The sequence below is a fragment of the Azospirillum sp. B4 genome (assembly GCF_000333275.1).
Lineage (GTDB): Bacteria > Pseudomonadota > Alphaproteobacteria > Azospirillales > Azospirillaceae > Nitrospirillum.
Map to the genome: position 1 here is coordinate 22,924 of NZ_BACU01000031.1, position 19,959 is coordinate 42,882.

Consider the following 19,959-nt stretch of genomic DNA (forward strand, 5'->3'; position numbering starts at 1 on the left):
CTGAGTCGCGCCGCCCCTATCACGGGGCGGAGATCACCAGCGTCTCGTAGGCGATCTCGACCGACTCCACGGCCACCTCGTTGCCTTCCGACTTTAGGTCCATGCCCGTGATCTTGGTTGGCAAGGCGTTGTTCAGCGTCCAGACCCTCTTGGGCGCCCCGGCTTGGTCCAGCAGGCCGATCACCACCGTCCGGCGCGCGGTGGCGTTCAGCTTGATCTGGTTGAACCAGTCCCAGAGGGCGGGGTCGTTCGCGAAGACGCCCCTGCGCAGGGTGACGTTTCCGGCATTGGGTCGGCCCGGCGCATCGGCGGCGCGGGGGAGGGGCTCACCGCCGCGCGGGGACTCGGCCGGCTGGGCTTCGGTGTCCAGCCCGGTCACTTCCTGGACGCGGGCCGTGACGCCGCCGCCCAGCTGGACCGAGAAATAGACCTTGGGCAGCGGCCATGTGCTGGTTTGCGTCTCGCCCGACATGATGACTTCCCCCCGAATCGTTCCGTTCACACGTCGCTGGCCAGCCAATCCTCGATCAGGCGGCGGGCGATGCTGTCGGCGCCGGGCAGGCGCAAGGATCCGTCCGGCGGCCCGCGCCGCAGGCTGGCCTGGTACACCTCGTCGCGGCTGAACCAGCGCGCGTCCTCCAGTTCCTCCAGATCCACCTTCAGCTCGGTGGTCACGGCGCGGGCGTGGAAGCCCAGCATGAGGGAGGAGGGGAAGGGCCAGGGCTGGGATGACTGATAGCGCACGTCCGTCACCTGGATGCCCGCCTCCTCCATCACCTCGCGCGCCACCGCCTCCTCCAGGCTTTCGCCCGGCTCGACGAATCCGGCCAGCGTGGAATACATGCCCAGGCCGAACCGGGCTTGCCGGCCCAACACGCAGCGGTCGCCGTCATGCACCAGCATGATCACGGCGGGGTCGGTGCGGGGGAAGTGCAGGGTCTTGCAGTCGGGGTTGGTGCAGCGGCGGACATGCCCGCCCTCGATCACCTCGGTCACCGTGCCGCAGACGCCGCAGAAGCGGTGGCGCTGGTGCCAGCCCAGCAGGCCGCGGACATAGGCCAGCAGGCTGGCCGTGGGCCGGTCCACCTGGTGGGCCAGGGTGCGCAACTCCGTCGGCGCGCCCAGGCCCAGCAGCTCCGGGTGGCCTTCCTCCAGGCCCGACAGGTCGACGGCGAAATGGGCGATGTCGCCCTCCACGCCTAGGAAGGCGGGGGCCAGGGTGGCGGCCTCGCGCCACCAGGGCGCGCTGGGGTCCAGGTAGGCCGGCCGCGTGGCGGCTTCCGTCCCGTCTGGGGACGGCGCCACCAGGAACTGGCCGCGCCAGACGGCCAGGAAACGGCTTTCGGGTGCCGCCAGGCGCTGGGCCAGCCAGTCGGCCTGCTTGCGGGCGACGGTGGCGCGGTCCAGGCCGGCGCCGGTGTAGAAGTTTTTCTGGGACCGGTTCGTCATGATCACCATTGGTCTCATGAAGCCCCCGGGCCGGCAAGGGCCCCCCCTTTCGGACGGCCCATCGGGACGGGTGGATCGGCCCTGCCGCCTTTTCACTTGCTATGGGGTGGTCGCATGCCGATATATGGCGGCGGGAGGTTGGCGGCGGACGTGTCCCTCGCCAACCCGGTCAGGTCCGGAAGGAAGCAGCCGTAACGAGTTTCGGCGCGGGTCGCATGTCCAGCCTCCCACCTCAAACATCAGAAAGCCGTCCCGTGACCGATCACGGTATCCGGCCCCGTCGGCCGGCGGCCTGCCAGCGCCGGAAGGGTTGAGCGATCCCGTGACCGATCAGAGCCCGCTTTCCCCCGCCGTCAAGTCCCCCGATGCCAAGTCCCCTGCCGGTGATGCCGTCTACCGCGTCCTGGCCCGCAAGTACCGCCCGCGCAATTTCGATGAGCTGATCGGCCAGGACGCCCTGGTGCGCACCCTGCGCAACGCCATCCAGTCGGGACGTATCCATCAGGCCTACATGCTGACCGGCGTGCGCGGCGTGGGCAAGACCACCACCGCCCGCATCATTGCCCGCGCCCTGAACTGTGTCGGCCCCGATGGCCAGGGCGGCCCCACCGTCAGCCCCTGCGGCGTGTGTGAGCAGTGCGTGTCCATCTCCCAGGACCGTAACGTCGACGTCATCGAGATGGACGCCGCCAGCAACACCTCGGTCGACAACATCCGCGAGATCATCGAGGGCGTGCGCTACGCCCCCGCCGGCGCCCGCTACAAGGTCTATGTGATCGACGAGGTCCACATGCTGTCGCGCAACGCGTTCAACGCGCTGCTGAAGACGCTGGAGGAGCCGCCGCCCCATGTGAAGTTCGTCTTCGCCACCACCGAGATCCGCAAGGTGCCGGTGACGGTGCTGTCGCGCTGCCAGCGCTTCGACCTGCGCCGCGTGGACCAGGGCACCTTGCAGGCCCATTTCGGCCGCATCGCCGGGCAGGAATCGGTGCCGGTGGAGGCGGAGGCGTTGAGCCTCATCGCCCGTGCGGCCGACGGGTCGGTGCGTGACGGCCTGTCGCTGCTGGACCAGGCCATCGCCCTGGGTGGTGGTGCCGTGACCGGCCTTCAGGTCCGCGACATGCTGGGCCTGGCTGATCGCACCCTGGTGGTAGACCTGTTCGAATCGACCCTGTCGGGCAAGCCGGCGGACGCGCTGGCCGTGCTGGATGATCTGCACAAGCGCGGCGCCGACCCCGTGGTGATCGCGCAGGATCTGCTGGACTTCACCCATTTCCTGACCCGCGCCCGCGTGGTGCCGGGCACGGCCCAGGACCAGGGCATTCCGGAGATGGAGCGGGTGCGTGGTGGCGAGCTGGCATCCAAGTTGGGCATGCCCGCGCTGGCCCGCGCCTGGCAGATCCTGCTGAAGGGCCTGGGCGAGGTGCAGCAGGCGCCGGTGCCCATGCAGGCCCTGGAAATGGTGCTGATCCGCCTGGCCTACGCCGCCGACCTGCCCACGCCTGGCGACCTGGTGCGCAAGGTGATGGAGGGTGGCGTGCCCGCCGGTGCCCCCACGGGCGGCGGCGGTGGTAACGGTGGCGGCGCGCCGATGGGCGGCGGCGCCATGGCGCGGGGCATGGCCCTATCCAGCGGCACGTCGAACGGCGGCGGCGCCCCGATGGCTGTGCTGCGCGGCGGCCTGGCCGGCGCGGTGAAGGCGGCGCCCGTGGCGGCCCCGGCGCCGGTGGCGGAGCCCGTGCCGGAGCTGCCCCCGGCCGATCCAAAATCCTTCCGCGAGGTGGCGGAGCTGTTCGGCGCCCGGCGCGAGGGCATGCTGCAAGGCAACCTCTTGAGCATGGTCCACCTGGTCAAGTTCGAACCCGGGCTGATCGAGCTGCGCCCCACCGCCATGGCCGTGCCCAACCTGGCCGGCCGCGTGGGCCAGCTGCTTACCGAGTGGACCGGCCGGCGCTGGATCGTCACCGTTTCCGGCGCGCCCGGCGAACCCACGCTCAGCGACCAGGACAAGGCGGCGGAGAACCGCACCCGCGACCAGGCGGCCGCTAGTCCCCTGGTGCAGGCCCTGATGGCCGCCTTCCCCGGTGCCAGGATGACGGCGGTGCGCGACCTGGACCAGGTGGCCGCGGCCGCCGCAAAGGCCGCCGCGGAAGAGGCCGCACGCGCCCCCGCCTTCCCTTCTTACGAGGATGGCGGTATGGATGCCCCGGACAACCCCTATTTCGACGCGCCGCCCGACATGGGTGATGGCGACTGGGAAGGAGATTTTTAGGCCATGAAGAACATCGGCCAGATGATGAAGCAGGCCCAGCAGATGCAGGCCAAGATGCAGGAGATGCAGGGCAAGCTGGGCGAGATCGAGGCCGACGGCCAATCGGGCGCCGGCATGGTCCGCGTCGTGGTCAACGGCAAAGGCGAGCTGAAGAAGGTGAAGCTCGACAAGTCCGTGGTCGATCCCGAGGATATCGAGGTGCTGGAGGACCTGCTGGTCGCCGCCTTCAACGACGCCAAGAGCAAGGTCGAGGCGCACATCGCCGAAGAGACCAACAAGCTCATGGGCGGCCTGAAGTTGCCGCCGGGCATGAAGCTGCCATTCTGATCGGCGCCGCCCTTCAGGGTGTGGTTTTGAACGCCGGGCCTGGCGACGGGTCCGGCGTTATCTTTTGGCGGAGGGGGCCATGGGGCGATGCGTGCGGATGTTGCTGCTGGCATGCATGGCGTATCTCGCCGGATGCAGCCACCTTTCGGCTATCTCGGAAGCGCCCCGGCCACCGGACCAAGGCCGCGCCGTGTGGTTGCTGCAGCGCGTTAAGATGATTGCGGATCAAGGAATCGTTCTTGATCGTGATGCTGTGTTTGATGCCCTTTCTCTGCGTGTGCAAAAGAAAATTCAAAATAGCACTCTGGACCAAGAGTATTATGGCTGTTCTGAGGTGAATGATTTTTATATATTTGATTTTCCGGATTGGTATAGGAGGACGGAAGAGGGAATTGTGGAAACCGTGGGTGGTGGTTACATGAATCCTATTGTTACGATTCTGGACAGTCCTTATGCTAATTATAAACATCATGAATATTCCGGATGTATTTTCCGTAATTATGAATATAAGCCCGAAAGATACAAAGAATCACAGATATATTTTTCCGGCGTCAATGCATTTTCTTGCATAAAAGCGAATGATATTCGTAGTGTATTGCCGTCTTCTGAATTTAATGCGGGATCAGAAGGTTATAGAGATTGGTCCTATGTTGGGAAGTGGGATGATTATTCGAAGACGACCATGACGCTTGTTTATGGAAGTCAATGTATTACTAGCATCACGATCACACAGACGGAATTGGAGGGGAAACGCTTCAAGCGCGCCCTTTCCCGATTCCTGAATTGCGGGGAGCAGGTGGAGAAGCGCTTCTGTGAAGGACGGGAGCCATTCTCCCGGGCCGATCCGCAGTTTCAGGAATTGCAGGCGGCGACCGCCGCTGGATGCAAGTCGCTGGAGCGATACCAAAAGGCGGAGCCCTGGTCCGGGGAAATGCCGCTTCCGGCACCCCACCCTTGGAAAGGGGAGTATTGCCGCCTCGTCCCAAATGGCGGCGAGTAAAGTTGGGAAGGGGCTCGTTCGCCTTCGGTGAGGTCAGTTGTTTCATCGCTGGAACGAAGCGGGCGCACCTCTTATCTTAAGCGCCATGATCGGCCCTGAAATCGACCGCCTGATACAGCTGTTGTCGCGCCTGCCGGGCCTGGGCCCGCGCTCGGCCCGCCGCGCTGCCCTGCATCTGATCAAGAAGCGCGAACAGATGATGGACCCGCTGGCCGAGGCGCTGGCGGCGGCATCCGCCCGCATCCGCACCTGCCCCGTCTGCGGCAACCTGGACACGGTGGAACCCTGCGGCGTCTGCCGCGACCCGTCGCGCGACGGCACCACCCTGTGCGTGGTGGAGGAGGTGGGCGACCTCTGGGCGCTGGAGCGCACCGGCGCCTATCGCGGCCTGTACCACGTGCTGGGCGGCACCCTGTCGGCGCTCGACGGCATCGGCCCCGACGACCTGGCCGTGCCCGGATTGCTGGCCCGCGTCGCCCAGGGAGCGGGCGGCACGCCGGTGCGTGAGGTCATCCTGGCCCTGAACGCCACCGCCGGCGGCCAGACCACCGTCCACTACCTGACTGACCGCCTCTCCGGCCTGAACGTCGCCATCACCCGCTTGGCCCACGGCGTGCCGGTGGGGGGTGAGCTGGACTACCTTGACGACGGCACCCTGACGGCGGCCCTACGGGCGCGGCGCACCCTGGGGTGAGGTGTTTCCAGCGACAGCCTGGCGTCCGCAGGCTTTTCCGACATCGCTGAGACGGAACCAAAAGCTCGCTCTAGCCCATGAGGTTTCTGGTAGCCCATTTATGGAGGCCGGCTTGCAGCGCCACTGGCCGGATCGGGCAGCCGTCAGTAACCTCCTATCCACCAAGCATGACCGGATAGCGACAGGATCGCGACCCTGGCTTGGGCCGGTATGGCATTCAGCGAAGCTAGGCACCACTGCGATGGGAGAGGGCCTAATGGCGTCATCATTGGCGAGGTGGTGACCCGGGCAGTATGAACCGATATCGGACCTTTATCCAGGTGGCGACAGGTTGACCGGTCTTGGCGCTGATTCCAGGATCGCAGCGCCAGGAGTTTTTTATGAGGTGATCCATCATGGCTGCGTCCAGTCGGGGATAGCCGCTGGAATGGAGGAGCCTGCTTTTCCCGATATGGCCGTCGACTTCGCACGGGACGGCGAAAGTCACGGCCCCCTCTTCCCGGCGCTTCAAGGACGTCGCTGGATAGGGCGGTGGTATGAAGGTGGGGATGAAGATCCGTGCCTGCTGGCTCAGCGGTTCATGTTCGGGGGGATCCCATAAGGGAGGGGGCAAATCATTCGGACATGAGCCCGCCGGCACGGTCTGGATTGGCCGGCGCACCTTGATCCCGCCTGGAAGAGTGCGTTCATCCTTGGACAGGACGAACCAATATGTGGCCTGCAACCATGCGGCCGCCGGTTGGCCAGTCTCAGCACCGATACCTGGGACACAGCGCCAGACGTCAGCCTTCGCCATGCTCAGGGCGGATTGATCCAACCGGACGTAGCCGCTGGACGCCAGGATCTGGGCGTCGGTGATATGACCGTTCGGCTGGCAGAGCAGGCCCAACGCTACCCGCCCCATTTCACCGCCGACCCGCGATTCCAGCGGATAGTTGGGCGCCTTGAAGGACGCGTTCAGGAATTTTGGCGCCACCCCCAGGGGCACCGTCTCGGGCAGCGCGATGGCGCATGTCTCAACGAGCGGGCTCATGGCGCGGCCGTTGCCGACAGACAGCGTCAGCATAAGGAGCAGCCCGACGGCCAATGTCCTCACCGCTGTTCTCCATTATGAGCCTGGGATGGCGGGTTAACGCCACTCAGTGGGGACGCGGTCGGGGCGCTGGAAGGCTGAAAGCGGTAGACCATTTTCGCTCACTTTTCGTGGAGCCCATCTTTGTCGAACACGGGCCAGCATGTCGCGGCTTAGTTTCCCCCGGGCGGCGGTGCAGCCTTGTCCGCCGACGCCATCTCCGGCGGGGCGAACAAGTAGGCCATCATACCCCAGGAGGTGACGGGTAGCCCATTCTTGGAAGCATGGGCGGGCTGGCAGGCGGCGCCGGTGGGGAAGGCGCGCAGGAGGGCCTCATCCAGGTGCACGCTGCCTGAGGAGCGGATCAGCCGCGCGCGCTGCACCGTGCCGTCGCGGCCGCAGAGGAAGGCGGCGGTGACGGTGCCCGTTTCCCGCCCTGCCAGGGCGTCGGCCGGGTAGGGGGGCGGCTGGAAGGCGCCGGAGCTAAAGCGGGCCTCCAGGGTCATGGACCAGGCGGCGCTGTAGCCCTCCTGGTTTGTTGCCGCCGGGATGGCGATGTCCGGATTGGCGGCGCGGGCTTCGGCCATCAGGGCCAGCGTTTCCTCCCGATCCAGTTGCAGGGTGGTCTGATGCGAGGGCGGCAGGGGCGGGGCGCGTAGCTTGAAATTGTAGCGGAACCGGGCGCGGCCGGTGACGGCCTCGCCGGTTTGGGCATCGTGGCCGGGGAAGCAGCGCAGGCCGGGCACCACCGCCAGCACGGCGTTGTCGAGCCGGGCGTAGCCGCTTGGCTCCACCAGCTGGGGATCGGTGACGTTACCATCCACCCCGCACAGGACACTGATGCCCACGCGACCTTCCTCGCCCGCATGCGCCGACTCCACCGGATAGTCTGGCCGCTTGAAGGAAGCGAGGTCCAACTGGGATTGTGCCGGGTCGGGCGGGTCCGCCGCGCCGGCGATGGCCGGCAGCAGGGCCAGGCATAAGGCGGCAAGCAGGCAATGATGGCGATGGTGCATGGTCACGCGCGGTTTCCCCCTTCACGCATGAACCTAGCGTTAGAATAAGGGATGGGCGGAATCAACCCTTGGAAACGCCTGTTCCCGACCTGTGGCGGGTCGCATACCCCCCGGTCACAACCGCCCCTTGCCCTGGCGCGCGCCTTCCCCTATCTCGCAGGGGAACAAGTGATTATACTTGGCACCCTCATCCATTAACTGCCTTATCTGGCATTAACCGCCTTACCTGGCATTAGCCGCCTTATCCGGACACGACCACTATGGCCCTCCTGCCCATCCTCACCGTTCCTGACGCCCGCCTGAAGAAGAAGTGCGCCCCGATCGCCAACGTCGACGGCCGCGTGGTGAAGCTGATGGATGACATGCTGGAGACCATGTACAAGGCCCCCGGCATCGGCCTGGCCGCCCCGCAGATCGGTCTGCTGGAGCGCATCATCGTGGTCGATGTGTCGGAGCACAAGGAAGGCGCCAAGGAACCCATCGCCATGGCCAATCCGGAGCTGCTGTGGCTGTCGGACGAGACCAGCGTGCACAACGAGGGCTGCCTCTCCATCCCCGAGATCTACGCCGATGTGGTCCGGCCCAAGCAGATTCGCGTGCGCTATGTCGACCGCGACGGCAGCGTGCAGGAGCGTGACTGCGACGACCTGCTGGCCCGCTGCATCCAGCATGAGGTCGATCACCTGAACGGCGTGCTGTTCATCGATCATCTGTCGTCCCTGAAGCGCAACATGATCCTGCGCAAGGTCACCAAGGCGTCTCGCTGACGCTGTTCCCTCAGGCGCCGGGCGCGGCCGTCCGGCCGTTTGGCTATCCTCGATTTCCAGTCCGCTACGCTCCCCAGAAATCTCCGGGGCCTGCGGTCGCAGGCTTGGTTCACTTTTTGGTTGGAGGTCGCCATGACCCGCCTGCGCCTTGCCTTCATGGGCACGCCCGACTTTTCCGTTCCGGTGCTGGACGCCCTGGTCGCGGCGGGGCATGAGGTCGCCTGTGTCTACAGCCAGCCGCCGCGTCCCGCCGGGCGGGGGCACAAGGAACAGCTGACGCCGGTGCACGCGCGGGCCCAGGCGCTGGGCATTCCCGTGCGCACGCCCAAATCCCTGCGCAACGCCGAGGCGCAAGGGGAGTTCCGCGACCTGAACCTGGATGTGGCGGTGGTGGTGGCCTACGGCCTGGTCCTGCCGCAGCCGGTGCTGGACGCGCCGCGCCTGGGCTGCCTGAACATCCACGCCTCGCTGCTGCCGCGCTGGCGGGGGGCCGCCCCCATCCAGCGCGCCATCCTGGCCGGTGACGCCGAGAGCGGCGTCACCATCATGCAGATGGAGGCCGGGCTGGACACCGGCCCCATGCTGCTGGAGGAACGCATCGCGATCACCCCGCGCATGACCGCCAGCCAGCTGCACGACGGCCTGTCGGCCACGGGCGCCCGACTGATCGTCACGGCGCTGGATCGCCTGGCGGCCGGCGACCTGCCGGCCACCGTGCAGCCGGAGGACGGCGTGACCTACGCCGCCAAGCTGGCCAAGGAGGAAGGCCGCCTGGACTTCACCAAGCCGGCGGCCGAGCTGGACCGCCAGGTGCGGGCGCTGACCCCCTGGCCCGGCACCTGGTTCGAGGCGGCCCTCGAGGGGGGGGCGATTGAGAAGATCAAGGTGCTGGCGGCCGAGCCGGTGGCCGGCTCCGGCGCGCCCGGCACCTTGCTGGATACCGGCCTGACCGTGGCCTGCGGCGAGGGCGCCCTGCGCCTTGTCACCGTGCAGCGTCCGGGCAAGGGTCCGGTGGACGGTGCCGCCTTCCTGCGCGGCTTCCCGCATCAGGTGGGCCAGCGGATCGCCCAGTGATGCAACGCTGGAAGCTCACCGTCGAATATGACGGCCGGCCCTACCAGGGCTGGCAGTTGCAGCCGCACGGCCCCTCCGTCCAGGCCTGCCTGGAGGAGGCCATCCGGCGGTTTTCGGGCGAGACGGTGCGGGTGCACGCCGCCGGACGCACCGACGCCGGCGTCCATGCCCTGGGCCAAGTCTGCCACTTCGACCTGGAAAAGCCCACCAAGCCCGACACGGTGCGCGACGCCCTGAACTTCCACCTGCGGCCGGAGCCGGTGGCTGTGGTGAAGGTGGAGGCGGTGGCCGATGACTTCCACGCCCGCCTGTCGTGCAAGGGCCGCGCCTATCTCTACCGCATCGTCAACCGCCGGGCGCCCCTGGCGCTGGACATCGGCCGCGCCTGGCACGTGCCGGTGGCGCTGGACGCCGACGCCATGAATGAAGGCGCCCAGCGCCTGGTGGGCAACCACGACTTCACCAGCTTCCGCGCCAGCATCTGCCAGGCCAAGAGCCCGGTGAAGACGCTGAGCCTGCTGACCCTCAGCCGGGTGGGGGATGAGGTGCACATGGTGGCCCGCGCCCGGTCCTTCCTGCACCACCAGATCCGCAACATGATCGGCACGCTGCGCCTGGTGGGCGAGGGCAAGTGGACGCCCGATGACGTCACCCGGGCGTTGGAAGCGCGCGACCGCGCCGCTGCCGGCCAGACCGCCCCACCGGACGGGCTGTACTTCACCGAAGCCTGGTATGAATGATACCAGCGGCACGAGATATTGACTCGTGCCGCTGTAGCCCGCGACTGCGGGCGCCGGAGATTTCCGGGGAGCGAAGCGGACTGGAAATCGAGGACAAGCCAAGGCCACGGATGTGGCCGCCCGGCGATTGAGGGAAAACTAACTGACAGCCGTCAGCGGACCATGCACCAGGGTGCTGATCAGGTCGGTGGTGGCGACGTCCAGAATGACGAAGCCGATGGCGGTCAGCCAGCCGCTGGCCAGGGTGGCGCGCACCACGTAGGCTTCGTAGAACAGGGTCCAGAGGAAGGCCACCACCTGGATGGCCGCCGCCAGGGGCAGGGAGACCAGGCCGCTGTGGGTCAGCACCGTCAGGGGCAGCAGCAGGGCCAGGGTGACGACGCTGGACCAGTTGGTGGCGGCGATGAAGCGGGCGAACTGGGGCGCCATGCCCTGCAGGCGCAGGATGCGGTCCACCATCAGCAGATAGCCGAAGGTGCCGATGATGAAGGCCAGCAGGCTGGCGGGCACGCTGCGCGCCAGGGGCACGATGGCGGCGGGGGCGCTCCCCTCCAGCGGGGGCAGCGGATGGCCCATCCAGCGGTCCACCGTGTCCAGCGCCACCACGCCCGGCAGCAGGACCAGCAGCACCCAGAAACTGCGCAGGGCGCCGGCGCGGTCGGCCGGGAACAGGGCGGCCCCCCTCTTGTCCAGGAAGGCCAGGCGCAGGGCGCCGGCCAGGCCGCGGCCCAGGTCGCCCATCATGCGGCCGCACCAGACTGGGCCGCGACCCAGTCGGACAGCACCCGGCCGTAGATGTCGGTCAGGCGCAGCAGATCGTCCACGACGATATGCTCGTCCACCTTGTGCATGCTGGCGCCCACGCCGCCGAACTCCACCACCGGGCAGTGGTTCTTGATGAAGCGCGCGTCGGAGGTGCCGCCGCTGGTGCTGAGTTCCGGCGCCAGCCCCGTCACGGACTGTACCGCCTGCGAAACGATGCCGCTGAGCTTCCCCGGCGGGGTCAGGAAGGCGTCGCCGCTGACCGTCACCGTCACATCCCACGCCCCGCCCACCTCGGCCAGCACGCCGCGCACCCGGGCTTCCAGGCTGGCCGGCGTGTGCAGGTCGTTGAAACGGATGTTGAGGACGGCCGTGCCCTTGGCCGGAATGATATTGGTGGTGGGGTTGCCAACGTCGATGGTGGTGATCTGCAGGCTGCTGGGCTGGAAATGGGGCGTGCCTTCGTCCAGCGGCTCCCCCGACAGGCGGGCCAGGGCCTGGGCCAGGCGGGGCAGGGGATTGTCGGCCAGGTGGGGATAGGCGACGTGGCCCTGGGTGCCCAGGCTGGTCAGGGTGAAGGTGATGCTGCCGCGCCGGCCGATCTTCATCATCTGGCCCAGCGTCTGGGGGTTGGTGGGTTCCCCCACCAGGCAGGCGTCCAGCGCCTCCCCCCGGTCCTGCAGCCAGCCCAGCACCTTGCGCGTGCCGTTGATGGACGGGCCTTCCTCATCGCCGGTGATCAGCAGGCTGAGGCTGCCGGCCAGGGGCAGACCGGCGGCCTGGTGCCGGGCCACGGCGGCGACGAAGGCGGCGATGGCCCCCTTCATGTCCGAAGCACCCCGGCCGAACAGCCGGCCGTCGACGATCTGGCCGGCGAAGGGCGCCACGCTCCAGGCGCCCTCATCCCCCACCGGCACCACGTCGGTGTGGCCGGCGAAGCAGAAGTTGGGACCGCTGTCGCCCAGGCGGGCATACAGATTGTCCACCGGCGCCGTCCCCTCCTGGGTGAAGGTCAGGCGGTGGCAGGTGAAGCCCAGGGCGCCCAGCACCCCCTCCAGCACCCCCAGGGCGCCGGCGTCGGCCGGCGTGACGCTGGCGCAGCGGATCAGCGCCTGGGTCAGCGCCACCGGATCGGTCGCGTCCAGGGCGGCGGCGGTGCTGACGACGGCCATGGGCGATCAGTCCCGCAGCAGGTCGTTGATCGAGGTCTTGGCGCGGGTCTGTTCATCCACGCGCTTGACGATGACGGCGCAGTACAGGCTGGGGCCGGGGGTGCCGTCGGGCAGGGGCTTGCCGGGCAGGCTGCCGGGCACGACGACGGAATAGGCGGGCACGCGGCCCACGAACACCTCACCCGTGGTGCGGTCGATGATCTTGGTGCTGGCACCGATGTAGACGCCCATGGAGAGGACGGCGCCTTCCTCCACCACCACGCCCTCGACCACCTCGGACCGGGCGCCGATGAAGCAGTTGTCCTCGATGATCACGGGGCCGGCCTGCAGCGGCTCCAGCACGCCGCCGATGCCCACGCCGCCCGACAGGTGGACGTTGGCGCCGATCTGGGCGCAGGAACCGACCGTGGCCCAGGTGTCGACCATGGTGCCCTTGCCCACGCGGGCGCCGATGTTGACGAAGCTGGGCATCAGCACCACGCCCGGGGCGATGTAGGCGCTGCGGCGCACGATGGCCCCCGGCACGGCGCGGAAGCCGGCGGCGCGGAAGCGGGCGTCGTCCCAGCCTTCGAACTTGGTCGGCACCTTGTCGAACCAGGTGCTGCCGCCCGGCGCGCCGGGGATGGGGGCGCTGTCGGTCAGGCGGAAGGACAGCAGCACCGCCTTCTTCAGCCACTGGTTCACCACCCAGGCGCCGTCCACCTTCTCCGCCACCCGCAGGTCACCGCGGTCCAGCGCCGACAGGGACTCCTCCACCGCGTCGCGGACGGCGCCCCTGGTGCTGGCGTTCAGGGTGTCGCGGGCATCCCACGCGTGCTCGATTTGGCTTTGCAGGTCGGTGAAAACGGTCATGGGGCGTCGTCCGGATGGCGCCTTGGCGGCGGCTTGGAATCGGGGCGGTTGGCTGGGTCGTCCAACGGGCGTCGCGACAATGGCGGGGGCCTTCCCCCCCTGTCAACGCCCCCGGGGACAGGACAGACCCTACTTTAGGAGCCCTCGCGCGACAGTTTATTGCGCGGGCGCCGCCACCTCAGCCGCCAACCTCGGCCGCCACCTGGGCCAGCCAGGCCGGCACGTCGGTGATGCGGTGCTGCACATAGGCCGGGATCTGGGACGGCGCCTCCGGATTGGGCAGGGAGAAGGGGGAGCCCGTGTCCACGAACACGGTGGCCATGCCCAGGGCCGCCGCCGGCTCCAGGTTGCGGGCGATGTCCTCCACCATCACCGCCCGGGTGGGGTCGATGGCGTGGCGCTGGATCAGGGTGGTGTAGGGGGCCGCCTCCGGCTTGGGCGTGAAATCGGCGGCCACGATGTCGAACACGGCGTGGAAGTGGTCGGCCACGCCCAGGCGCCGCATCACGTTCTCCGCATGCCCCTTGGACCCGTTGGTGTAGATGATCTTGCGCCCCGGCAGGGCGGCCAGGCTGTCGGCCATGCCCGGCTGCGGCAGGATGGCGCTGACGTCGATGTCATGGACATAGTCCAGGAAGGGTTCCGGCCGCACCCCGTGATTCAGCATCAGTCCGCGCAGGCTGGTTCCGTACTGGCGGAAATAGTCCTTCTGCAACCGCTTGGCCGCCGCCGCGTCCAGGCCCAGCGCCTGGGCGATATAGGCGCCGATGCGCACGTCCACCTGGGCGAACAGGTTGCACGCCGCCGGGTACAGCGTGTTGTCCAGATCGAAGATCCAGGTGTCGACATGGCCGAAGGCGCCGGGGGCGCTGCGGCCGGCGGGGGGAGTGGCGGGGGTGGCGGCGGGGGCGTTCGTCATCATGACCTGAACATGGGCCCGGCGCCGCCCGGGGGCAAGCGATCCCGCGCGTCAGGAGACGCCGCGACCTATCCACACGCGGCCCAGGGTGCCCGTCCGGGCCAGTTGCCGCCACCGGGGGAGTAGGCTACTCCTTTGGTAATGAAACCTTTCGTCCCACGGGCTTGGTCATGGGGCTGGCGGTGGCCCCGTCCGGGCACCTGGGGTGGCGGCGAGCGAGGCGGGGCATGGCATCCGATTTCCACGATACCCAGTCGGGCGCGCCCGCGATGGACGCGCAGGCGCTGCTGGCCGGCTGGGCCGGCCCGGGGCTGGAGATCGATGCCGGGGGCCGCGTCACCGGCATGAACGGCGCCGGCGCGGCCTTGCTGGCGCGCGACGACGGTTGGCTGGAGTTGCTGTCCCGCTGGGTGGTCGATGGCGGCGTGCTGCAGCCGGGCACCCATTCCAGCCCCCTGCCGGACCAGGAGGTGGTGGAATGGACGCCGCTGGCGCTGCCTTCCAGTGGGCCGACCGTCGGCCCCGCCACTGGGCAGACCGATGAACCGGGCCGCACCCGCTACCTGCTGCTGGGCCGCATGGCCACGCTGGAGCGCCGCCTGCGCCAGGCGCTGACCGAGTCGCGGCAGCGCTACAAAGACCTGGTGGAGATCTCCAGCGATTTCGCCTGGGAGACGGGGCCGGACGGGCGCTTCGCCTTCGTCTCCCCGGCCGGCGCCATCGGCTACCGCCCGGATGATCTGGTGGGCCGCCACCCCAACGATTTCCTGTTGCCGGAATTCGACGACGGCCTGTCCCCCTTCGAGGCGCGCGAGGCCATCGAGCGGGTGGAGGTCTGGCTGCGCGCGGCCGATGGCCATCCCGCCTGCCTCATCTCCTCCGCCCTGCCGCTGACGGGGCCGGACGGGCAGTGGGTGGGCGCCCGCGGCGCCTGCCGCGACATCACCGAGGCCCGGCTGCGCGCCATGGAGCTGGCCCAGGTGCGCCTGCGCGAACGTTATCTGGGCTACATCGTCTCCTCCACCCGCGATGACGTCGACCCCGCCCGCACGCTGGAGATCGCGGCCGGCGTGGCCGTCAACGCCACCGGCGCCGCCGGTTCCGCCCTGCGCGCCCGGGTGGAGGGCACGGGCGACTACGCTCCGGTGGGCGTGGCCGAGAGCATCCCGCCGGAACTGGAGGCCACCCTGGCCGATCTGCCCCACCGCGCGGCGCTGAGCGAGGGGGCGGTGACGGTCACGGCCGCCGGCTATGACGTGCTGGCCGCCCGCACCCTGTTCCGGCATGAGGTCAACGGCGCCGTCCTGGTCTGGCGGCCGGCGGCCCAGGGTTCGGAGAAGGACGACGCGGGCGAGAAGCCCGGCGGCCAGGACGGCTGGTCGGCGGATGACCTGTCCATGGCCCGCACCATCGCCGACCATGTGGGGGCGGCCATCGCCCAGGCCCGCTACCAGGAACGGCTGAAGACCCTGTCGGAGCGTGACGGACTGACCGGCCTCTACAACCGCCGCACCGTTATGGATATGCTGGAGCAGCGGCTGGGTGGGAAGACCGGCGGCTCCTCCGCCCTGCTGTACTTCGACCTGGACAACTTCAAGGCGGTGAACGACCTGCGCGGCCACACCGCCGGCGACGATGTGCTGCGGGCCGTGGGCGACCTGCTGCGCCGTATGGCGCGGCCGGGCGATCTGGCCGGCCGACTGGGCGGTGACGAGTTCGTACTTTGGGTGGACCGGGTGGATGAGGCCCAGGCCCTGTCCGTGGCCGACCGGCTGTTGCGCGAGGCGGCGGAGTTCCTGCGCCCCCTGTCGGCCGGGCCGGAGAAGCCGTTGGGCGTGTCGGTGGGCGTGGCCGTGCACCAGGGCGGCGGCGGGGAACCTGTGCAGGGACTGGTGGATCGCGGCGACCAGGGCATGTATGCCGCCAAGCGCTTGGGCAAGGGCCACCGCAGCCTGTCGCCCGCCTACGCCGGTGATGGGTCGGCGGGAAAGGACATGTGATGGGCGGACTGGACTACGATACCGCCAAGAAGCTGGCCACCGGTGACATGGCCGACCGGAAGTTCGTCGCCTCGCGCGCCGAAACCCGGCCGGAAATCCTGTACCTGCTGGCCACGGACCAGAGCGCGGAGGTGCGGCGGGAGATCGCGCTGAACAGCGCCACCCCGCGCCAGGCGGACATGATGCTGTCCACCGACGTGGATGAGGGCGTGCGCAGCGGCCTGGCCACCAAGATCGCCGCCCTGGTACCCTCGCTGTCCGCCGACCGGGTGGGGCAGATCGAACGCATGACCCTGCAGATCCTGGAGACGCTGGCCCGCGACCGCGCCGTGGCGGTGCGCGGTGTCATGGTGGCGGCGCTGAAGGACCTGCCCAACGCCCCGCCCAGCGTCATCCAGCAGTTGGCCCGCGACCTGGACGCCACCATCTCTGGCCCCGTGCTGCGCCACTCTCCCATCCTGACCGATGACGACCTGCTGGAGATCATCGCCGGCGCGCCCGAGGATGAACGGCTGTGCGCCATCGCCGAGCGTGCGGACGTCAGCGTCGCCGTGTCCGACGCCATCGTGCAGACGGAGCGGGAGGCGGCGGTGGCCAGCCTGCTGGGCAACGCCAGCGCCCAAATCCGGGAAGAGACGCTGGACCGCATCCTTGATCTGGCGCCCAAGCACGAACCCTGGCACGCCCCCCTGGTGCGGCGTCCCCAACTGCCGGCCGCCGCCGCCGCCCGCATCGCCGGCTTCGTCACCGACAGCTTGGTCAAGGTGCTGGAAGGCCGTACCGACCTGCCGCTGGAAACCCGCCAGGCCATCACCCAGGCGGTGCGCCAGCGCCTGCCCGCCGGCAAGGCCGGTACCGGCAATGGCAACGGCCTGGTGGAGGAGGAGGCGCCGAAGGAGCGCCCGGCCGACCGCGCCCGGCGCCTGCACAAGGAAAAGAAGCTGACGGAGGACACGGTGACCATGGCCCTGGGCCAGGGCGACCGGGGCTTCGTCATGGCCTCGCTGGCGCTGCTGTCCGGCCTGCCGCTGCCCATCGTGGAAAAGATCATCGCCGGGCAGAGCCCGCGCGGCGTCACCTCGCTGTGCTGGAAAGCCAAGCTGACCATGCGCGCCGCGCGCCAGGTGCAGATGCGCCTGGCCCAAATTCCCCCCTCCAACGTGCTGAACGCGCGCGAGGGCACCAAGTACCCCATGACCGACGACGAGATGAAATGGCAGCTGGAGTTCTTCGGGGTGGAGTGAGGTGGTGGGCTGTCACGATTGCGGGTTCTGAACCGCAAACAAAAACGCCGGGCGGAGCGATCCACCCGGCGTTTCGCGTTCTGAAGTCGACTTTGGTGCTTACGTCAGCGGCATGAGGTTTCGCCTCATGTCGCTGTAGGACGCGACCGCGTCCGCCGGACCTTTGCGGGGAGCGAAGCGGATCGCAAAGGGAGGAAGCCAAGCCGCCGGACGGCGGCGCCCGGCGATTGAGGGAACAAGAAACTTACTTGTGCCCGATCAGGGTGCCGGCGCCGCCTTCGGTGAAGATTTCCATGAGGATGGCGTGGGGGACGCGGCCGTCCAGGATGACGGAAGCGTCGACGCCATTCTCCACCGCCTGGATGCAGGTCTCGATCTTGGGGATCATGCCGCCGCTGGCGGTGCCATCGGCGATCAGGGTCCTGGCCTGGTCCACCGACAGCTCGGGGACCAGCTGCTTGTCCTTGTTCAGCACGCCGGCCACGTCGGTCAGCAGCAGCAGGCGCTTGGCGTTCACGGCGGCGGCCACGGCGCCGGCGGCGGTGTCGGCGTTGATGTTGAAGGTCTCGCCATGCGGACCATAGCCGATGGGGGCGATGACGGGGATCAGGCCGGCATCCTGGATGCGGCGGATCATGCCCGGGTTGACCTTGTAGGGGTCGCCGACGAAGCCCAGGTCCAGCACCCGCTCGATGTTGCTGTCGGGGTCGCGCTTGGTGCGCATGACCTTCTTGGCCTCGATCAGCTCACCGTCCTTGCCCGACAGGCCGATGGCCTGGCCGCCCTGGTCGTTGATCAGCTGGACCAGCTGCTTGTTGATGGAGCCGGACAGCACCATCTCGACGATCTCCACCGTCTCCTTGTCGGTGACGCGCAGGCCGTCGATGAATTCGGACTTGATCTTCAGCCGGTCCAGCATCTGGCCGATCTGGGGCCCACCGCCGTGCACGACCACGGGGTTGATGCCCACCTGCTTCAGCAGGACGATGTCGCGGGCGAACATCTCGCCCAGGCGCTCGTCGCCCATGGCGTGGCCGCCATACTTCACGACGAAGGTCTGGCCGGCGTAGCGGCGCATGTAGGGCAGCGCTTCCGACAGGGTCGTGGCCTTGGCCAACCATTCCTCGCGGGTGGCGGCCAGGGAAGCGGAAGCGGCGGTGGCAGCGGTCATCGGCTTGGGATCCGTGTCACGGGATGGAAAGGCGGTTCGTATCTATACCCGACCCGGGCCCAGGGCAATCCCCCGTCTCCCGGTCCGCGGCGTTGGGGACAGCATAACCGCCCCCGAGGGTTTCCGCGTGTTACGGATTGGCTAAAGCCGCCAGGCTGGCCCGCAGTTCCGGCACGCCCTCGCCCGTCTCACTGCTGGTGAACAGCACCTCGGGATGGGCGGCGGGGTGCTTCTTGATCGCCGCCTGCGTGGCGGCGTGCACATGGTTCAGGGCCAGGCGGGTCAGCTTGTCGGTCTTGGTCAGCACCACCTGGTAGACCACGGCGGCGTTGTCCAGCATGCCCATGACCTCCATGTCGATGGGCTTGAAGCCGTGGCGGCTGTCGATCAGCAGGCAGCAGCGGCGCAGGGTCACGCGGCCCTTCAGGTAGGCGCGGACGAACTCATTCCACGCTTCCACCTTGTCCTTGCTTTCCTTGGCGTAGCCGTAGCCCGGCATGTCCACCAGCGACACGCGGTCGCCCAGGTCGAAGAAGTTCAGCTGCTGGGTCCGGCCGGGGGTATGGGAGGTGCGGGCCAGGGTCTTGCGCCCCGTCAGGGCGTTCACCAGGCTGGACTTGCCCACATTGGACCGGCCGGCGAAGGCGATCTCGGGCAGGCCTTCCGGCGGCAGGTTGTCCTTGGCTGACGCCCCCCACTTGAAGTCGCACTCCTTGGCGAACAGCAGGCGGCCAGCCTCCAGCGCCTCGGGCGTGATGGGGGTCAGGGCGGGCAGGGGGGGCAGCGGCTTGGTGGCCATGGGCCGTACTCTCTCACTGGCTTGAAATGGCGCGGGGGCACGGAACCTTGTCCCATGCCCCCGGCGGTATGAAAACCTGGCGTTTGGCGCCGGGTCAGGTCGGCTTAACACCCATGCGGCGCATCAGCACGTACTGCTGGGTTACGCTGAACATGTTGGACCAGACATAGTAGATCACCAGGCCGGCGGGCAGGGAGCCCATCATCCAGGTGAAGACCAACGGCATGGTCATCATCACCTTCTGCTGCGTCGGATCCATGCCCGGGGTGGGCGTCATCTTCTGCAGCAGGAACATGGTGCAGCCCAGCAGGATGGGCCAGACGCCCAGGTGCAGGAACAGCGGCGGGGTGAAGGGCAGCAGGCCGAACAGGTTGAACACGGTCGTCGGGTCGGGCGCCGACAGGTCGTGAATCCAGCCGAAGAAGGGCGCGTGCCGCATCTCGATGGTGACCGACAGCACCTTGTACAGCGACCAGAAGATCGGCATCTGGATCAGGACGGGCAGACAGCCCGTCATGGGGTTGGCGCCTTCCTTCTTGTACAGCGCCATCATCTCCAGCGACGCCTTCTGCTTGTCGTCGCCGGCGGCCTTGCGGATCGCCTCCACCTGCGGCTGCAGCTCTCATCTG

20 protein-coding genes and 1 other RNA gene are annotated in these 19,959 nt (G+C 68.3%); 10 read left to right on the top strand and 11 right to left on the bottom strand.

Going from position 1 to position 19,959, the window contains the following annotated elements; genetic code table 11:
- Positions 1–19: 19 nt before the first annotated feature.
- On the bottom strand, positions 20–472 hold the full coding sequence (locus I55_RS01260; RefSeq protein ID WP_044558611.1) for a phage tail protein: 453 nt from the start codon (positions 470–472) through the stop codon (positions 20–22).
- 26 nt (positions 473–498) lie between these two features.
- Entirely contained in the window at positions 499–1,449 is a 951-nt protein-coding gene (gene nudC, locus I55_RS01265) for an NAD(+) diphosphatase (protein WP_044558632.1), read from the bottom strand.
- A 133-nt stretch (positions 1,450–1,582) separates the two neighbouring features.
- On the opposite strand from nudC, the gene ffs reads away from it, so the two are divergent.
- From ffs to recR, 5 genes are all read left to right on the top strand, one after another.
- An RNA gene (ffs, locus tag I55_RS33805) (signal recognition particle sRNA small type) lies at positions 1,583–1,680 on the top strand.
- Positions 1,681–1,771: 91 nt separating this feature from the next.
- On the top strand, positions 1,772–3,721 hold the full coding sequence (locus I55_RS01270; protein WP_044558633.1) for a DNA polymerase III subunit gamma/tau: 1,950 nt from the start codon (positions 1,772–1,774) through the stop codon (positions 3,719–3,721).
- Between the two features lie 3 nt (positions 3,722–3,724).
- Complete coding sequence (locus I55_RS01275; RefSeq protein WP_040842623.1) at positions 3,725–4,048, top strand: YbaB/EbfC family nucleoid-associated protein; 324 nt, start codon at positions 3,725–3,727, stop codon at positions 4,046–4,048.
- Between the two features lie 91 nt (positions 4,049–4,139).
- Positions 4,140–5,048 (top strand): hypothetical protein, encoded by a 909-nt coding sequence (locus I55_RS35615; RefSeq protein ID WP_148293518.1) that lies wholly within the window; start codon positions 4,140–4,142, stop codon positions 5,046–5,048.
- Positions 5,049–5,133: 85 nt separating this feature from the next.
- Positions 5,134–5,742, top strand: coding sequence for a recombination mediator RecR (recR, locus tag I55_RS01280; RefSeq protein WP_044558612.1), 609 nt, complete (start codon positions 5,134–5,136; stop codon positions 5,740–5,742).
- 265 nt (positions 5,743–6,007) lie between these two features.
- On the opposite strand, the gene I55_RS32570 is transcribed toward recR, so the two are convergent.
- Entirely contained in the window at positions 6,008–6,808 is an 801-nt protein-coding gene (locus tag I55_RS32570; RefSeq protein ID WP_148293519.1) for an energy transducer TonB, read from the bottom strand.
- Between the two features lie 179 nt (positions 6,809–6,987).
- The gene (locus I55_RS01290) at positions 6,988–7,830 is read right to left on the bottom strand and encodes an energy transducer TonB (protein WP_044558613.1); all 843 of its coding nucleotides are present in this window, start codon (positions 7,828–7,830) and stop codon (positions 6,988–6,990) included.
- A gap of 260 nt (positions 7,831–8,090) precedes the next feature.
- On the opposite strand from I55_RS01290, the gene def reads away from it, so the two are divergent.
- From def to truA, 3 genes are all read left to right on the top strand, one after another.
- Positions 8,091–8,597: a peptide deformylase gene (def, locus tag I55_RS01295; RefSeq protein WP_044558615.1), complete on the top strand. Its 507-nt coding sequence runs from the start codon at positions 8,091–8,093 to the stop codon at positions 8,595–8,597.
- 132 nt (positions 8,598–8,729) lie between these two features.
- Positions 8,730–9,671, top strand: a complete 942-nt coding sequence (gene fmt, locus I55_RS01300; protein ID WP_044558617.1) for a methionyl-tRNA formyltransferase — start codon at positions 8,730–8,732, stop codon at positions 9,669–9,671.
- Positions 9,671–10,411, top strand: a complete 741-nt coding sequence (gene truA / locus I55_RS01305) for a tRNA pseudouridine(38-40) synthase TruA (RefSeq protein ID WP_044558618.1) — start codon at positions 9,671–9,673, stop codon at positions 10,409–10,411. Before fmt ends, truA begins: the two co-directional genes overlap by 1 nt.
- Positions 10,412–10,549: 138 nt before the next feature.
- On the opposite strand, the gene I55_RS01310 is transcribed toward truA, so the two are convergent.
- The 4 genes from I55_RS01310 to I55_RS01325 all read right to left on the bottom strand — a co-directional run bounded on the left by I55_RS01310 (position 10,550) and on the right by I55_RS01325 (position 14,119).
- Positions 10,550–11,155: a hypothetical protein gene (locus tag I55_RS01310; protein ID WP_044558619.1), complete on the bottom strand. Its 606-nt coding sequence runs from the start codon at positions 11,153–11,155 to the stop codon at positions 10,550–10,552.
- Entirely contained in the window at positions 11,152–12,345 is a 1,194-nt protein-coding gene (gene dapE / locus I55_RS01315) for a succinyl-diaminopimelate desuccinylase (RefSeq protein WP_044558620.1), read from the bottom strand. The genes I55_RS01310 and dapE overlap by 4 nt, the downstream gene beginning before the upstream one ends.
- Before the next feature lie 6 nt (positions 12,346–12,351).
- Entirely contained in the window at positions 12,352–13,197 is an 846-nt protein-coding gene (gene dapD / locus I55_RS01320; protein WP_044558621.1) for a 2,3,4,5-tetrahydropyridine-2,6-dicarboxylate N-succinyltransferase, read from the bottom strand.
- Between the two features lie 178 nt (positions 13,198–13,375).
- Entirely contained in the window at positions 13,376–14,119 is a 744-nt protein-coding gene (locus I55_RS01325) for a pyrimidine 5'-nucleotidase (RefSeq protein WP_044558622.1), read from the bottom strand.
- Positions 14,120–14,343: 224 nt separating this feature from the next.
- On the opposite strand from I55_RS01325, the gene I55_RS01330 reads away from it, so the two are divergent.
- Positions 14,344–16,116 carry a GGDEF domain-containing protein gene (locus I55_RS01330; protein ID WP_044558623.1) on the top strand — a complete coding sequence of 591 codons (1,773 nt, stop codon included), beginning with the start codon at positions 14,344–14,346 and terminating at the stop codon, positions 16,114–16,116.
- Complete coding sequence (locus I55_RS01335; RefSeq protein WP_044558624.1) at positions 16,116–17,360, top strand: DUF2336 domain-containing protein; 1,245 nt, start codon at positions 16,116–16,118, stop codon at positions 17,358–17,360. The genes I55_RS01330 and I55_RS01335 overlap by 1 nt, the downstream gene beginning before the upstream one ends.
- Before the next feature lie 244 nt (positions 17,361–17,604).
- Here I55_RS01335 and argB read toward each other — a convergent pair whose 3' ends face one another.
- The 3 genes from argB to yidC form a co-directional block, all read right to left on the bottom strand.
- Positions 17,605–18,531, bottom strand: coding sequence for an acetylglutamate kinase (gene argB, locus I55_RS01340; protein ID WP_044558625.1), 927 nt, complete (start codon positions 18,529–18,531; stop codon positions 17,605–17,607).
- 130 nt (positions 18,532–18,661) lie between these two features.
- The gene (yihA, locus tag I55_RS01345) at positions 18,662–19,330 is read right to left on the bottom strand and encodes a ribosome biogenesis GTP-binding protein YihA/YsxC (RefSeq protein WP_044558627.1); all 669 of its coding nucleotides are present in this window, start codon (positions 19,328–19,330) and stop codon (positions 18,662–18,664) included.
- Between the two features lie 94 nt (positions 19,331–19,424).
- Positions 19,425–19,949 (bottom strand): membrane protein insertase YidC, encoded by a 525-nt coding sequence (gene yidC / locus I55_RS01350; protein ID WP_286364276.1) that lies wholly within the window; start codon positions 19,947–19,949, stop codon positions 19,425–19,427.
- Between the last annotated feature and the right edge of the window lie 10 nt (positions 19,950–19,959).

Bases quoted from the DNA above. Each gene is read 5' to 3' on its own strand.
- yihA (WP_044558627.1), bottom strand. From the start codon at position 19,330: ATGGCCACCAAGCCGCTGCCCCCCCTGCCCGCCCTGACCCCCATCACG.
- I55_RS01260 (WP_044558611.1), bottom strand. From the start codon at position 472: ATGTCGGGCGAGACGCAAACCAGCACATGGCCGCTGCCCAAGGTCTAT.
- I55_RS01310 (WP_044558619.1), bottom strand. From the start codon at position 11,155: ATGATGGGCGACCTGGGCCGCGGCCTGGCCGGCGCCCTGCGCCTGGCC.
- I55_RS01275 (WP_040842623.1), top strand. From the start codon at position 3,725: ATGAAGAACATCGGCCAGATGATGAAGCAGGCCCAGCAGATGCAGGCC.
- def (WP_044558615.1), top strand. From the start codon at position 8,091: ATGGCCCTCCTGCCCATCCTCACCGTTCCTGACGCCCGCCTGAAGAAG.
- dapE (WP_044558620.1), bottom strand. From the start codon at position 12,345: ATGGCCGTCGTCAGCACCGCCGCCGCCCTGGACGCGACCGATCCGGTG.
- I55_RS32570 (WP_148293519.1), bottom strand. From the start codon at position 6,808: ATGCTGACGCTGTCTGTCGGCAACGGCCGCGCCATGAGCCCGCTCGTT.
- I55_RS01335 (WP_044558624.1), top strand. From the start codon at position 16,116: ATGGGCGGACTGGACTACGATACCGCCAAGAAGCTGGCCACCGGTGAC.
- dapD (WP_044558621.1), bottom strand. From the start codon at position 13,197: ATGACCGTTTTCACCGACCTGCAAAGCCAAATCGAGCACGCGTGGGAT.
- argB (WP_044558625.1), bottom strand. From the start codon at position 18,531: ATGACCGCTGCCACCGCCGCTTCCGCTTCCCTGGCCGCCACCCGCGAG.
- nudC (WP_044558632.1), bottom strand. From the start codon at position 1,449: ATGACGAACCGGTCCCAGAAAAACTTCTACACCGGCGCCGGCCTGGAC.
- recR (WP_044558612.1), top strand. From the start codon at position 5,134: ATGATCGGCCCTGAAATCGACCGCCTGATACAGCTGTTGTCGCGCCTG.
- I55_RS01325 (WP_044558622.1), bottom strand. From the start codon at position 14,119: ATGATGACGAACGCCCCCGCCGCCACCCCCGCCACTCCCCCCGCCGGC.
- truA (WP_044558618.1), top strand. From the start codon at position 9,671: ATGCAACGCTGGAAGCTCACCGTCGAATATGACGGCCGGCCCTACCAG.
- fmt (WP_044558617.1), top strand. From the start codon at position 8,730: ATGACCCGCCTGCGCCTTGCCTTCATGGGCACGCCCGACTTTTCCGTT.
- I55_RS01330 (WP_044558623.1), top strand. From the start codon at position 14,344: ATGGCATCCGATTTCCACGATACCCAGTCGGGCGCGCCCGCGATGGAC.
- I55_RS01290 (WP_044558613.1), bottom strand. From the start codon at position 7,830: ATGCACCATCGCCATCATTGCCTGCTTGCCGCCTTATGCCTGGCCCTG.